The organism is Gordonia sp. CPCC 205333, assembly GCF_048537885.1.
Lineage (GTDB): Bacteria > Actinomycetota > Actinomycetes > Mycobacteriales > Mycobacteriaceae > Gordonia.
The window spans coordinates 368,552-382,631 of the sequence record NZ_JBCLVI010000001.1; the positions used below are offsets into that span (position 1 = coordinate 368,552).

The window sequence follows — 14,080 nt, forward strand, 5'->3', positions numbered from 1 at the left end:
GCCGATTCGTTCGCGCTGCTCCTAACCCTTCTCGGCGTGGCGTTGTCCCGGCACGCTCACTGGCAGCAAGCACACCGCCGAACCGCAAAGTGAGGACTTTCCATGTCAGAGAAGACCACCCAATCGATCGCGATCGTCGGTGCCGGCATCGCGGGGGCAACCGCCGCGCTGGGCCTGCGCGATGCGGGCTTCGACGTCACGCTGTACAGCGACAAGTCGCGCTCGTCGTTGCGGGACGAGGTGCCGCCGACCGGGGTGGCCGTGTTGTTTGGGCGGTCGCGTGACTGGGATGCCGACGTCATCGAAGACCTGTACTCGATCGGCAACACCACCGGCATCAGCACTCGCCTGTATTCGGGTGCGGGCGATGATCGCGCTCGCGTCCTCGAATTCAATCCCGACTACAACTACGTCTCGCAATCGGTGGATGTGCGGTTGCGCGCCGACGACCGGATCGGCCGGTTCCTCGAGCGGGGCGGACAATTCGAGGTCACGGCGGTCGACGTCGAGACTCTCGACGGTATCGCTGCGGGCCACGACGCCACGTTTGTCGCAACCGGAAAGGGTGGGTTGGCGTCGCTGTTCGAGGTCGACCGGGACCGCACTCATTACGACGAGCCGCAGCGGCGTCTGCTTCAGGTGACCCTGCAGGGTGTCGATCATTCTCCGGAGGCATTCGCCTATCGCAATCGTGACGGTGCCCAGAACGCCATCTTCAACCTCGATTCGGAGAACGGTGAGATCTACCTCGGACCGTTTGCGCACAAGGATGCGGGGGCGACGTGGTCGTTCATCGTCTTCGCCAAGCCCGACGGGGCCTGGGCGCCGAAATTCGACGCGGTCGACGACGCGGCGTCCGCGCGAGCGGCCGTCATCGATATCTTCGCCGAATTCTTCCCCGAGGATGCGCCGGTCGTCGCGCAGTTGCAGAACATCGAATCCGATCCGTATTCGTGGCTCAAGGGTGCGGTGACTCCGACCGTCCGCAAGCCAGTCGCCACGACCAGTGGCGGGCATGTGGTCGCTGGTCTGGGCGACACCGTCATCTCGGTTGATCCGGTAGCCGGTCAGGGTGCTCAGGGTGCGCTGATCCAGGCGTCCGAGTTGGTCAAGGCAGCGAAAGAGCATGCGGGACAGCCATTTACCGCAGAATGGCTTACCGAGCAGTTCGAGAAGTACTGGGAGCTGCGCGGGCGGGCGGCCGTCGAGGTGACGCGCCTGTACCTCGGCGATCCCGACTACGCCACGCATCTGGAACTGTCGTTCCCGGCCGCCGCGGTCAACGCGAATGTCGCGTCGGCGTTGTTCGGTCTGCTGTCCGATCCCAATCCGTTGCTCACCTTGGAGACCCGAGACGACGTGCTCGGCTTCATCGGTGCGGTAGCCGGCGAGTCGGCCGACGACGTGCTGGGCAAGTTCGCGCCAGCCGGTGAGTTCAGCGCGGCGGAGCCGGTGGCCGCGGTCTAGCCCAAGGCGCTGCGCCGGTAGTTCCAACCTTGATTCCGGGGTTCACGACGTGACTGTCGTGAACCCCGGATTCTTTGTCGGGACACTTGGCGGTGGCACGGCCCATAATGTGTGGCTGCACTACGGCTACCGGCGACAAGTTCCTGGGTGACGTGCCCTACTACCTGGGCGTCAAGGTGAAGACCACGGCGCCATGTCGACGCCGATTTCGGCTACGTCACGACAAGTGACAACCCAGAGCCGTCGTATATCAACACCTGCTCTACAAGTTCTTCTGATCGGGGGCGTATTTGGTCGCTCGTCTGAGTAGGAGCCGAAAAGCGCTATCCGGGAACAACTTTCGCGGTATGGCCACATGTGCATCTATGCAGGCGTATGAATCTTCCTATGAAGACGAAGGCTGCGGTGTTGCACGGTGTCAATGAAGAATGGAAGATCGAGGAGGTCGAACTCGGCGACCCGGTTGCTGGCGAAGTACAAGTCAAACTCGTGAGCTCGGGGCTGTGCCATTCCGATCACCATCTACGCACCGGGCAGAGCCCTGCTCCGATGCCGATCGTCGGCGGTCATGAGGGCGCGGGTGTCGTAGTCAAGGTGGGCGAAGGCGTCACCCGGTTCCAAGAAGGCGATCATGTTGTCACCGCGTTCATCCCGGCCTGCGGTACCTGCGAGCCCTGTTCCCGGGGCGCGCAGAATATTTGCGACGAAGGAGCCGGCCTGCTGACCGGTCTGTCCATCTCTGACAAGACTCATCGCGTGACACTCAACGGCGAGGGTTTGACTCAGATGTGTCTGCTGGGCACCTTCTCGCCATATATCACCGTCAACCAGGCGTCATTGGTCAAGATCGAGGAAGATATTCCGCTGCAGCAAGCCGCGCTGCTTGGCTGCGGGGTGGCGACCGGCTGGGGTTCGGCAGTAGAGATCGGCGACACCAAACCCGGCGACACCGTCGTGGTAATCGGCATTGGCGGCGTCGGCATCAACGCTGTGCAGGGTGCCAAGGCGGCCGGGGCGCGGTTCGTAGTCGCGATCGATCCGGTTAAGTTCAAACTCGATATGGCTGAAAAGCTCGGTGCCACACATACTTTCGATTCGGTCGAGGCGGCTCTGCCTGTTGTCGGCGAGATCACCTGGGGGAAGATGGCCAACGTCGTCGTACTCACTCACGGTGAGATGAAGGGAGAGTATGTCGCCGAAGGTCTTTCGCTGACCGGCAAAGGCGGTCAGGTGATCGTCACCGGCATGGGTGACTACACCGCGATGGACGTGAAACTCAACCTCTTCGAGCTGACCCTGCTGCAGAAGCGCGTCCAGGGCGCGATCTTCGGTGGGGCGGGTCCGCGTACTCAGATCCCTAAACTGCTCGACGCGTATCGGTCGGGGAAGCTGAATCTCGCTGATCTGGTCACGCAGACCTACCGACTCGAAGACATCAACAAGGCATACGACGACATGTTGGAAGGCAACAATATTCGCGGCATGGTCGTATACGAGGAGAGCGACTACTAGGGCAAATTTCTACTTGCCGTAGATATTCGCATTCTCGTCCGGCGTGATGGTGTCGCCCTGCTTTTGCGACGAGGACATGACGTTCTTGACGTCACTCTCCAATGAGTTGATCGCGCTGGCGTCTCCGCTCTTGGCCTTGGTGACCGCTCCGGAGATCTTGTCCGAGATCGACTTCAGCGGACTGACGACTGCCTTGCATAGGGTCGGATTGGCTTTGGCGTCTTCCGATGCCAGGCGCACTTCACGTTTGACGAAGAGGGCCGCTGCGCCCGCCTTGACGAATGCCTTAATTCGACCGTCGGCACCCTTCTTGAATCCGCTGTTGCGCGCCGGCTTGTAGATCCACCGATGGAAGGCCCCGAATCCCAGTCCGGCATGTGTCACGAACTTGGTCTTGGCGAATTTGATGGTGTTCTTCTCGGGGCAGGTGAAATCGCCCGACGCGCTATCGGCTGAGGCCGAGTTGGTGGCACCGGTGCTGCTCGAAGCGGCGTCGTCGCTCTTGCATCCGCCGACGAGGAGTACGAGCGTCATCGCGAGCAGTGCGGTAAGCAACTTCAATGGCGAGAGTTTAGTGGTGCGCATTCCCACATGTTCGCAAGGATGGCTCGAAATGTCGCCCACAGTGAAGAAGATCGTGAATAGGCGATTCGTCTGTTGTGTGGGCTTACGTCGGACTTTCTCCCGGTCCGTATGCCGCTGCGATCTCCTCCGAAGACGGCCATCGACTATAAGTCGGTGATTGCGGCCAGCCGTCGGGGGAATCCTGCCATTCTTCCTGACGTCCGTAGGGCAAAACGTCGAGGAGGCCGAAGGTGAAGCCGAGCTGTTCGGTGCCCCGGCCGGTGGTATGCCAAGTGCGATACACATCAGACCCGTTGCGTAAGAACACGTTTATCGCGAAGCCCGCATGAGGTGGTGCGCCGACGTCCGCGCCGAAGGGGCTATCCGCGGTCGAGTACCACGGCATCGCGTTGCCGACCTTGCGCTTGTAGGCCAGCGCCTGATCTATCGGTCCCTGGGTCACGATGACGAACCTGGCGTCGTAGTTGTCGAGGACTTCGAGTCGAGTGAACTGCGAGGTATAGCCGGTGCAGCCGCCGCATTGCCACGGCTCGTCGTCGAACCACATGTGGTTGTAGACGATCAACTGAGAGTGTCCGGCGAAGATGTCTGCCAGTGCGGCCGGTCCGTCGTCGCCGACGAGGGTGTACGCGGGCATCTTCACCATCGGGAGTCGTCGGCGCGCGGCGGCGACGGCGTCGAGCTCTCGGGTCGCGGCCTTTTCTCTAGTGCGAAGTGAGTCGAGCTCGGCCTGCCAGGTCTCGGTGTCGACGATGGGCGGAAGGTTAGTGCTCATGGGAGCCTCCGAGTAAAGTTCACGCTGTCCACATGGTAATGTTCACAGCGTACACACGCGCATCGGAGAGGGTCAATAGGTGTCGGAGGCTCGCTATCACCACGGTGATCTGCCCGCGGCGATGGTGGCTGCCGGACTGGAGCTGACGAAAACCGGTGGGCCGGATGCGTTGTCGCTCAGGGAGATCGCGCGCCGGGTTGGCGTCTCACCCAATGCCGCCTATCGACACTTCGCGAGTCGCGATGCCGTGTTGTCGGCGGTGTCGCGCGAAATCGAAGCGGCGATGGCAACACGAATGGTCGAATCCAACGCACTGTCGGAGCATGCGCGGGGCACCGAACTGCTTCGTTCCGTTGGCTTGGGCTATATCGAATTCGCGCTCAGCGAGCCCGGCTGGTTCGCGGTCGCCTTCTTCGCGGCACTTGACGATGATCCGGCAACCATCGAGAATTCGCCTGCCTATCTCGCACTGATATACGCGTTGGACCGGATGGTCGCCGACGGTGACCTGCCGGCGGATCGACGCGCTGGTACTCAATGGCTCTGTTGGTCAGCGGTTCACGGCTTTGCCGAGATTGCGCTGCGGGGTCCACTACGGTCGCATGATCGAGATGAGGTGATGGAATTGGCCCGGCGCACCGTCGATGCCGTCATTGCGGGAGTATGCGCGTGAGGGGAGCTGTATTCACATTCGCGGCTGCCGCGATTGTCTATCTCGTGACCTGGCTCGTGGTCGCTGTCGGCGGTCCGGAGGTGCTGCCGATGCACTACGGATCGGGCGGTGTCGATGAATGGGGTTCGCGCGGAAGCTTTTTGGCGATGAGTGCGATCGGCGCTGTCCTCGCATCGATATTCCTAGCCCTCGGTCTCAACGCGAAGCGGTTGCCGAGTCGAATCATCAACACGCCGCATCGCGACTATTGGCTTGGCGCAGAACATCGGGGCCGATTCGACGCGTTGATGGCGTCGATGCTGGTCGGAATGGGTGCACTGGTCTTACTGCTATTCGCGATGATCAACATCGCCGGGATGTGGGTTCGCGACCAGATGTGGTACTTCCCAACAGTTTTGGTTGTATTCCTGATCGGCATGATCGCGGTTGTCGGACGTCCGATCACACGGCTCTATCGAGAGCCGCGTATATGACGCGTTCGGATCGTCTCCCAATACGTATGAACGACGTAAAGAAGTGACGGTGGCGCAGACTCTCCGGTTAGACCGGACGTAGGCCGAATCCCGGCCACCGAAAACCCGGAGGTCTGTTCGATGACGCTAACCACCATCTTGCCGACATTGCGCGCAAGTATTCCTGATCCGATCGACCTCAAACGGTGGCCGGCAGGGACGCGCGCGACGGTGTCTGACATCGTGATCGACGGTCAGTCGGCCAGTTCGGTTGCGGGGCAACGTGGTACGCCGTGCGTGTTCGACGCTGGAGAAGTATTTCCGTGGGCCGGCGATCATGATGCACGTGGCGTAGTGATCGTGCGTGTGCTCGCCGTGGGCTGCGTCGATGAGTCGATGCCGTCTTATGCGAGGTCCGAGCTCATTCTCGACGCCGAGCCCGGTCGGGTGGCTGCCGACTGGCATGAGGTGCGCATGATCCACCGTGTGTCGACGGCTAAGGTCGGCGTCTTTAGTCTCGCGGGACGCGAGCCGGTCGTCGTCGACCTTCCAGTCGACATTGGTGTCGGTGACTTGCTGATCGCGCCCTGCGCGCTCTGACGTTCTTCCCGGCCTCAGCCGGGGACATGCATCTCCGCGAGTTCGATCAGATGCTTCTCCACGTCATCCATCGGATCCGTGGATCCCTTTGCGAGAGAGAGTAATACGGCGCCCTCAACCGTAGCCACGATTGTGGTCGCGAGGCTGGCGGCGGCCGAGGGGTCGGTGCCGTTGGCAATCAATCGTTCCCGGATCGTGGTGATCCACGATTCGATCTCCGCGCCGGCAGCGGCAGCAGCACCGGGAGCGTCGGCCCGGCCCAACACCGTCGCGACCAATGGGCAGCCGAGTTGCAGGTCCCCGGCCGCGAGGCTCTGCTTCCACCACGTGACGAAGCCGCGAACGGCGTCGGCCGGCCGAGAAGTCTGCGTGACGAAGGCGACGGCTTCGCTGATCGCGGCTCCGGCGGCATGCGCGGCTGCGGTCATGAGTTCGTTCTTGCCGCCGGGAAAATTCAGGTAGAGCGCTCGGCGCGACACGCCGCTGCGCTCCAACAACTGTGCGATCCCGGTTCCGGCTACGCCGCGTTCGCGAGTCAGGTCGATGGCGCCGGTGATGAGCGATTCACGTGCTGACATGCGCGGACCTCCTCGAGTTGAATGATGATGTTGCCACTATACCGATCGGTGTACTACGGTTCGACCAAATGCACTACACCGATCGGTCTAGTCGTGAGGCGGACCGCGAAGGAGTTCGACGATGGCCGCATTGAACGACCAGCTGACGCTCGCGTGCGGGCAGGTCCTGCCCAACCGCCTCATGAAGGCCGCGCTGAGCGAAGGTCTCGGTACCCCCGAAAACGCACCCGACGTCCGGATCGAACGTCTCTACGAACGGTGGGGGCAAGGCGGATTCGGCCTCATCGTGACCGGCAATGTGATGGTCGACCGGCGACACCTCGGTGAGCCGGGCAACGTCGCCGTGGAAGACGACCGGCATCTCGACGAGCTGACTCGCTGGGCAAAGACCGCTCAAGACGGTGGTGGCCGCATTTGGGCGCAACTCAATCATCCTGGCCGACAAGCCAATCCGTTGGTGACCCGCGAACGTCCGGTGGCGCCGTCGGCGATCGGGTTGGCGGTGCCGGGACTGCCGCAACCGCGAGAACTGGCCGATCACGAGATCGATGAGATCATCGAACGCTTCGCACAGGCCGCGATTGTCACCGAGGCGGCGGGTTTCGACGGTGTGCAGATCCACGGCGCCCACGGTTACCTTGTGTCGCAATTCCTTTCGCCGCTCGCCAACACTCGCACCGACCGGTGGGGTGGCGACTTGGACGGCCGCATGCGATTCGTCACCGAGGTGGTGCGTCGCATCAGGGCCGCGGTCCGGCCGTCGTTCGCGGTGGGAATCAAGCTGAATTCGGCGGACTTTCAGCGCGGCGGGTTTACCGAGGACGAGTCGCGCCAGGTGATTGAACGCTTGTCGGTCGAGGGCATCGACTTGTTCGAGATCAGCGGCGGCAGTTACGAGAGTCCGGCAATGATGGGCCGGTCGGATGAACGGTCGGCGAGCACCAAGGCCCGCGAGGCCTATTTCCTCGACTACGCGAGGTCGGCGCGACAAGCAGCCAGCGACATTCCGTTGGCCGTGACCGGCGGATTCCGCAGTCGCGTGGCGATGGTCGACGCGTTGGCGGCCGGCGATTGCGACGTAATCGGGCTGGGCCGACCGGCCGCCGTTGATCCGGAAACGGCTGGACGCATCATTTCCGGGACGCCACGGATCAGTGCGGGTGACGTGCGGCTTGGTGGGTCATCCGCGCTTGCTACCAGGGTGCCGCAGGTGAAGATGCTCGACGGTCTGCTGGATCTTCAGTGGCATACCGATCAGCTGCATCGGATGGGTGCCGGCGCGGACCCCGACCCACAGCGTAAGGCGTGGCGAACCGGAGTAACGATCTTGAAGCGAAATGGGTTGGACGCCTTCCGATCTGGCCGCGGTTCGTATGCCACTGCGCCAAACGCCAAAGCGGTGCGCAAGTTCCGCTTCGAACGGATCGTCGGACGCTACGTCGCCAATCCGACGGTTAAGGGTTTGGCCAAACTCGGAATCCGGACCGACCTTGCGACCGAACTTGAGACGACCGGACGCAAATCCGGTCTGGCACGAGTGGTTCCGGTCGCCGCGTCATTCGACGGCACCGGCGCTTGGGTGATTTCGCAACACGGGCCGCGGTCGGGATGGGCGATCAATATCGCGGCCGACCCACGGGTTCGGATCAGGCGCGGCGATACCTGGTACGACGGCACTGCGAAGTTTGTCCCCGAGGATGATGTGGTGGCTCGGGCCAGAACCTTCGGCACGAATCGAGTGTTCTCGGCGCTAACGGCGTCGACTTTCCGTGCGCTGCAAAGTGATCCGGTGTCGGTGCGAATCACCTTCACGTAGGTCGCGCTAGTGGTTGGTCGAGTGGGGGGTGGCATGTCGGGTCGCGGGGTCTCGATACACGTCGTCGCTAACGCTCCTCGGCACTCGACCAGCGGGGTGGTCGCGGGGTCTGGATACACCTCGTCGCTAACGCCCCTCGGCACTCGACCAGCGGGGTGGTCGCGGGGTCTGGATACGCCTCGTCGCTAACGCGCCTCGGCACTCGACCAGCGGGGTCGTTGCGGAGTCTGGATACGCCTCGTCGCTAACGCTCCTCGGCACTCGACCAGCCATTACCCGTTGGTCGAGTGCGCTCGCCGAGCGCTAGCGAGACGCGCGTGTATCGAGACCCGGTGAGATGACGTCAAAACGGTCAGTCGGCGTCGGGGCTGTTGCCGACAGGTAATTTGTCATCGAATATCATTGTTGCCCAATATAATTCGCATGGCTTCAGCAGCTCAGATGACGACGAGTGCATCCTCTCGCACATCGCGGTGGCTGAGGTCCCAAATTTCCTGCGCGATCCGGTCTGGGTCGCTGTAGTGCAGTTCTCCGAACTCGATTCCGTCGAATGTTCCACCGCCGAATAGTCTCGCCGCGTCACTTCTGTCGATTAAACCTGAGATCTGCAACGCGGCTATGTGAACTCCGTTTGCTCGCACCGCGCTATGCAGACTGCGGAGATAGTGGAGTGTGGCCGCCTGCGCGATGGCGGTGCTCGCCAGGTCCGGGTGGACGGCGGTTGCCGCCGGCCCCTGTGTGACTACGAAGGTGCCTGACCCGCGCTGCCTCATTGCCGGGACGAATGCATTTCCCAACTCAACTGGTGAGAGCAGGTTTAGCGCCGACCAGCTTGTCACCGTTGCCGCATCTAGGGTCAGTACCCCAGTCGGTAGTCGGCTGGTGTCGCCAGGGCTGTAAAGAACCACGTCGGGCACGCCGTATTTGGATAGCAAATCATCGGCTGCGGCGCGAACCCCTTCGATGTCGGTGAGGTCGAGCCGCGTCGTGTGAGTGCGGTAGCCGGTTCCTGTCAGGTCGCGGCCCAGTTCTTCAAGGCGTTGCGGGTTGCGTGCGTAAAGGTGCAGTTCAAATCCCTCCGCGCCGAAGCGGTGGGCTGCGGACAGTCCGGTTGCGGGGCCAGCCCCGAAGATCGCGATGGATGGCACGCGCGTTCCCCTCTTGTAAATTGACGGTTGCCTCAACTTATCCTAAGTTGAGGCAACCGTCAACTTAGATACGGATAAACTCCACCCTGTGCCAATCGAGTTAATTGCACTTCCGGCGTCGATCCTGGAGGTGAGCCAGTAGTGCGCAGCGACGCAAGGCGCAACCGGCACGCAATCACCGAAGCGGCGCTGACCGTCTTCGCCAGTCAAGGAGTACATGCAGGACTGGAGCAGATTGCCCGTGCCGCCGGAGTCAGCGTCGGCACGATCTACAACCGCTTCGGCGACCGGAACGGCCTGATCGCAGAGACCTTCATCCCCCGGATCGACGAGGGTAATGCCCTGCTGGCGAAAGCGCGTCGATCGACCTCCGCGTGGGATGGATTGGTGTGGTATTTGATCGAGTTGGGGCGACTGCAGGTCGCCGATCTCGGGTTTCGCCAAGTGTGCACACTGGCATTCGAGCCAGGCTCACCAATCGCCGAGGCAAAAACTGCGACAGTGCTGGGCTTTACTGAGCTGGTTCAACGGGCGCACGCACAGGGCACACTCCGCGCCGACGTCACGGTCGAAGACTTAGGGGCGCTCCACTTCGGGATCATCGCAGCAGCCGACACCCTCAACCTTCCAAACTGGGAGCGCCTGCTAATGCTTGCCCTCGAAGGGCTCGGAAACGACTTAGGCGCGGCTATTCGGTGAAACTAAGGTGAGTGCAGTGGAGCCAGCTGATCTGTCACCGCCGACGTTCGGGTCTAGCAGTTGATGTGTTCGACCAAATCCCAATTATCTTGCAAATCAACAGAATCGGAATAGTCTATCCAACCGCTCCCCGCGCCAGCGTTAGCGCACGCATCCCGTGGTAGACCGCCAGCGCAGCGATAGCGCCGAGGGAGATTCCAGTGAAGGTGAGATCGCCTATCTGCCAAGTGAAGTCGGCGATTCCGATGATCAGCGGGATCGCCGCAGTCATCTGGTTGATCGGCTTCGAGAAGTCGACGTGATTGGTCAGCCAGATTCGCACACCCAGGATGCCGACCAGTCCGTACAGCACGACGGTGGCACCGCCCAGGACGCCAGGTGGAATGGCGGAGATTACGGCTCCGACCTTGGGGCATAACGACAATGCGACCGCGACGGCTGCCGCGACCCAATAGGCCGCAGTTGAGTAGACGCGCGTCGCCGCCATTACGCCGATATTCTCGGCGTAGGTTGTTGTCGCTGATCCGCCGCCGGCTCCGGCGAACACGGTGGCTACACCGTCGGCCATCAGCGCGCGTCCGGTAACCGGATCGAGATCGCGGTCGGTCATCTGCGCCACGGATTTCACGTGGCCGATGTTCTCGGCGACGAGTGCGATGACGGCAGGCAGGAACAGCGGTAGGACCGAAAGATGAAATGTAGGAGTTTCGAAGTCGGGCAAGCCGATCCACGATGCCGAAGTGATGGCGGCAGTGTCCACATCGCCCATCGCTAGTGCCAGAAGATAGCCGATGACAACCGCCAGGAAGATGGCCAACCGACCGATCAAACCGCGAAAGAACGCAAGCACCGCAACCATCAGGACCAACGTGACCAGTCCGACGACAGGCCCTTTCTCGAAGTTGGTTTTCGCCGCCGGGGCCAGGTTGAAACCGATGAGGGCCACGATCGCACCGGTCACCACCGGCGGCAATACGGCGTCGAGCCAGTGAGTGCCGATCACATGCACAACGCCGCCGATAACGACCAGCACCGCACCCAGGACCACCAAACCGCCTAGCGCGCTTCCGGTTCCGTGTGATCCGACCGCGGCTGTCACGGGTGCGATAACAGCAAAACTTGAGCCAAGATAGCTCGGCACCTTGTTGCCGGTGATGATCAGGAATGCGATGGTGCCGACACCGGAGAACAGCAGCGTTGTCGACGGAGGGAAGCCGGTGAGTACTGGCACCAAAAAGGTCGCGCCGAACATCGCCACCACGTGCTGGGCGCCGATGCCAAGTGTGCGTGGCCACGACAGCCGTTCGTCTGGGGCGACGACGGCCGCGTCGGCGGGGACTGGATTCCAGGTCAGCATGCCCCGCAGAATATCTGGTGTGTCACACCTTCGCGTGCAAGTCCTTTGCGGTTGGCGACTTTTCGACGCGATCGGGGTCGGGGTAGGTATGTAGAACCCGGTCGGCGGTGCCGGTGGTGGTCACGGTGAACCAGTAGTGCTCGTTTTTGTAATGGTGGAATCGGTGGTTGCGCCAGGTGGCTCGGTATAGCCGGGACCGCGGCTTGTAATCGGTGTGGATCAGGTAATGAGTCCACTCGTACATGAGCAGGAATGCAGTGACCGTGAACAGGAACGTCAATCCCAGGCCGACGCGGCCGAACGCGAATAGCCCGATGGCAGTGAGTAACGGCAGCAGCCAGACAAGTACCGGCCACGGAATGAAGATCAACGGAATGTCGCGTGGATTGTGGTGGTGGGCTCGATGTTCGCGTGCGAGAAGCGAATCGATGGTCAGCTTGCCGATTCGCCGGGGCCGCCAGTGCAGGATGCCAACGTGAATCAACCACTCGACCAGTGGCGAGATCGCAAGCAGGCCGGCGGGCACAGCGGCGTCAACCCACGACCATCCGCCAACGACGATTCGGGCGATCAGCGACCCGACGACGAAAGTCGCGATCATCCAGGGTGTCGGATGTTTGACGAACTCGGCAAAAGCGTTGCGCAGAGTGATATTTCGCCGATTACTACGGGCGGGGCGAGTGGTGGTCATGAGTCGATCCCGGTGGTGTCTAAAGCGTCGAGCGCACTGAACAGGGCGGTGGTGCTTGGGGATAGGAGTGTGTCGGCTGCTTGGCGAGCGCGCGCACCGTCACGCGCGGCGATGGCATCGATAAGTGCGAAATAGCCCTCGATCTTCCCCACCTCACCGGCCATCGCGAACGAGAGCGCGGGAAGGGCTGGCTCGTATGCGGCGCGCATCGTGTTGAACATCAGCCGGTAGGCGATGGACTGGGCGCCGTCGACGACGACGTCCCAAAAGTGCAAGGCGATCCGCTGGAGCTCAAGTGGATCAGACTCAGCGGCAACAGCTTCGGCGAGTTGCCGAAGGATACCGACCGTCTCGTCGTCGGCCCGCTGTGCTGCCAGCTCCGCGACGATCGGCGCGATCTGAGCGCGAGCTTCGACGATCGACCGGGCCACTGTCACGTCGAGTTCGCCGTTGTGTACCAACAGCATTGGCAGAAGGTCGAGTCCACCGTCGCGTCGTATATCGCGAACCGTTGTGGTGCCGCCCTGTTTTACCCGGATGAGGCCGACTGCGTCGAGACGTTTGAGGGCTTCGCGGACAGCAGGCCGGGAGACGCCGAGCGCCGTGGCTAAGTCTCGCTCGCTTGGAAGTGCTTCGCCCGCGGGCAGCTCGCCACCGACAACGCGTTCAACGATTTGGTCGTAGACGTCCTCGGGGACAGAGCGTCGAACGACGGGCTGAAAGGTCATGCGCTATAGATTGCTGATCGGAGGTCCGGTTGTCAAGTGGTCAGACCAGTCATCGTCTCGCAAACCCCACTCGCCCGGACAAACCCCACCCGAAAAGTGGGTCGGGAACGTCCGGGCGAGTGGGGTTTGCGAACTAGATCAGGCCTGCTCGATGCGGATCATATTGCCCGCGGGATCGCGAACGGCGGCGTCGCGAACGCCCCAGAACTGATCGGTCGGCTCTTGAAGGACCTCGGCACCCGGAGTCGCGGCGACCTTCTCGAAGGTCTCGTCGAGGTTCTCCGAGCGGAAGTGCACGGACGGCAACTCACCCTTGGCGAGTAGTTGCGCTACGGCGTCACCGTTTTCCTGCGAGCGGCCCGCGTGTGGCTGCATGAGCACCACACCCAACTCGGGATGGCCGGCGGCAGTCAGGGTGATGTATCGGAAGCCGCCATTGTCGACTTCGTTTACGACGTTGAGTCCCAACGCATCTCGATAGAAACCGAGGGCTGCATCCGGATCGTCGACGAGGATATGTGATTGGCTCAGTGAAACGGTCATGCCACTGACTCTAGTTTCGCGCTGCCGCGAATACTTCTCGAAAACTGCTCAACTTCAATTCGTCTTGCGCGGGCGGGTCAGCGACATCACATGGCACGCCGACAACGTCCGCAGCTCATCGTGGCTGCGGGATCGATAGGCCGATGGGGTTTCGCCGACGAGTTCGGTGAATCTCGTAGAGAATGATCCGAGGCTAGTACATCCGACCGCAAAGCACACCTCGGTGACACTCTGATCTGTGTTGCGCAGCAACGTCTTTGCGCGCTCGATGCGCCGGGTCATCAGGTACGAGTATGGCGTCTCGGAGTAGGCCGCTCGGAACCGGCGGGAAAAATGGGCCGGTGACATCAGGGCATCGCGGGCCAGCGCTGGGACGTCGAGAGGCTGACTGTAGTCCCGATCCATCCGGTCGCGGGCACGACGCAGGCGACGTAATTCGTCAAGATCGGGGGGCAT

16 protein-coding genes are annotated in these 14,080 nt (G+C 61.9%); 7 read left to right on the forward strand and 9 right to left on the reverse strand.

Translation table 11 applies throughout. The annotated features are described in order from the left end of the window. The first annotated feature begins 102 nt into the window (after window positions 1-102). Complete coding sequence (locus tag AAFP29_RS01680) at window positions 103-1,467, forward strand: styrene monooxygenase/indole monooxygenase family protein (protein WP_419215563.1); 1,365 nt, start codon at window positions 103-105, stop codon at window positions 1,465-1,467. Between the two features lie 387 nt (window positions 1,468-1,854). Beyond that, entirely contained in the window at window positions 1,855-2,979 is a 1,125-nt protein-coding gene (locus tag AAFP29_RS01685; RefSeq protein WP_419215564.1) for an NDMA-dependent alcohol dehydrogenase, read from the forward strand. Window positions 2,980-2,988: 9 nt separating this feature from the next. Here AAFP29_RS01685 and AAFP29_RS01690 read toward each other — a convergent pair whose 3' ends face one another. After that, on the reverse strand, window positions 2,989-3,564 hold the full coding sequence (locus AAFP29_RS01690; RefSeq protein WP_419215565.1) for a hypothetical protein: 576 nt from the start codon (window positions 3,562-3,564) through the stop codon (window positions 2,989-2,991). 82 nt (window positions 3,565-3,646) lie between these two features. Then, entirely contained in the window at window positions 3,647-4,339 is a 693-nt protein-coding gene (locus AAFP29_RS01695; RefSeq protein ID WP_419215566.1) for a DUF899 family protein, read from the reverse strand. Between the two features lie 79 nt (window positions 4,340-4,418). On the opposite strand from AAFP29_RS01695, the gene AAFP29_RS01700 reads away from it, so the two are divergent. From AAFP29_RS01700 to AAFP29_RS01710, 3 genes are all read left to right on the forward strand, one after another. After that, window positions 4,419-5,012, forward strand: a complete 594-nt coding sequence (locus tag AAFP29_RS01700) for a TetR/AcrR family transcriptional regulator (protein WP_419215567.1) — start codon at window positions 4,419-4,421, stop codon at window positions 5,010-5,012. After that, window positions 5,009-5,485: a hypothetical protein gene (locus AAFP29_RS01705; RefSeq protein WP_419215568.1), complete on the forward strand. Its 477-nt coding sequence runs from the start codon at window positions 5,009-5,011 to the stop codon at window positions 5,483-5,485. Before AAFP29_RS01700 ends, AAFP29_RS01705 begins: the two co-directional genes overlap by 4 nt. Before the next feature lie 120 nt (window positions 5,486-5,605). Then, window positions 5,606-6,064: a hypothetical protein gene (locus AAFP29_RS01710; protein ID WP_419215569.1), complete on the forward strand. Its 459-nt coding sequence runs from the start codon at window positions 5,606-5,608 to the stop codon at window positions 6,062-6,064. Between the two features lie 14 nt (window positions 6,065-6,078). On the opposite strand, the gene AAFP29_RS01715 is transcribed toward AAFP29_RS01710, so the two are convergent. Beyond that, on the reverse strand, window positions 6,079-6,642 hold the full coding sequence (locus AAFP29_RS01715) for a TetR/AcrR family transcriptional regulator (RefSeq protein WP_419215570.1): 564 nt from the start codon (window positions 6,640-6,642) through the stop codon (window positions 6,079-6,081). Between the two features lie 121 nt (window positions 6,643-6,763). Here AAFP29_RS01715 and AAFP29_RS01720 point away from each other — a divergent pair, with 121 nt between their 5' ends. Beyond that, window positions 6,764-8,458 carry a nitroreductase family deazaflavin-dependent oxidoreductase gene (locus tag AAFP29_RS01720; protein ID WP_419215571.1) on the forward strand — a complete coding sequence of 565 codons (1,695 nt, stop codon included), beginning with the start codon at window positions 6,764-6,766 and terminating at the stop codon, window positions 8,456-8,458. 437 nt (window positions 8,459-8,895) lie between these two features. Here the strand turns inward: AAFP29_RS01720 and AAFP29_RS01725 are convergent, their stop codons facing one another. Next, window positions 8,896-9,606, reverse strand: coding sequence for an SDR family NAD(P)-dependent oxidoreductase (locus AAFP29_RS01725; protein ID WP_419215572.1), 711 nt, complete (start codon window positions 9,604-9,606; stop codon window positions 8,896-8,898). Window positions 9,607-9,747: 141 nt separating this feature from the next. Here AAFP29_RS01725 and AAFP29_RS01730 point away from each other — a divergent pair, with 141 nt between their 5' ends. Continuing rightward, window positions 9,748-10,305, forward strand: a complete 558-nt coding sequence (locus tag AAFP29_RS01730) for a TetR/AcrR family transcriptional regulator (RefSeq protein WP_419215573.1) — start codon at window positions 9,748-9,750, stop codon at window positions 10,303-10,305. A 115-nt stretch (window positions 10,306-10,420) separates the two neighbouring features. Here the strand turns inward: AAFP29_RS01730 and AAFP29_RS01735 are convergent, their stop codons facing one another. The 5 genes from AAFP29_RS01735 to AAFP29_RS01755 all read right to left on the reverse strand — a co-directional run bounded on the left by AAFP29_RS01735 (window position 10,421) and on the right by AAFP29_RS01755 (window position 14,080). Further along, window positions 10,421-11,662, reverse strand: a complete 1,242-nt coding sequence (locus AAFP29_RS01735; protein WP_419215574.1) for a uracil-xanthine permease family protein — start codon at window positions 11,660-11,662, stop codon at window positions 10,421-10,423. Window positions 11,663-11,684: 22 nt separating this feature from the next. After that, entirely contained in the window at window positions 11,685-12,353 is a 669-nt protein-coding gene (locus AAFP29_RS01740; protein WP_419215576.1) for a sterol desaturase family protein, read from the reverse strand. Continuing rightward, window positions 12,350-13,081, reverse strand: a complete 732-nt coding sequence (locus tag AAFP29_RS01745; protein ID WP_419215577.1) for a FadR/GntR family transcriptional regulator — start codon at window positions 13,079-13,081, stop codon at window positions 12,350-12,352. The genes AAFP29_RS01740 and AAFP29_RS01745 overlap by 4 nt, the downstream gene beginning before the upstream one ends. Before the next feature lie 138 nt (window positions 13,082-13,219). After that, complete coding sequence (locus AAFP29_RS01750) at window positions 13,220-13,624, reverse strand: VOC family protein (RefSeq protein ID WP_419215578.1); 405 nt, start codon at window positions 13,622-13,624, stop codon at window positions 13,220-13,222. Between the two features lie 54 nt (window positions 13,625-13,678). Continuing rightward, entirely contained in the window at window positions 13,679-14,080 is a 402-nt protein-coding gene (locus tag AAFP29_RS01755) for a helix-turn-helix transcriptional regulator (protein ID WP_419215579.1), read from the reverse strand.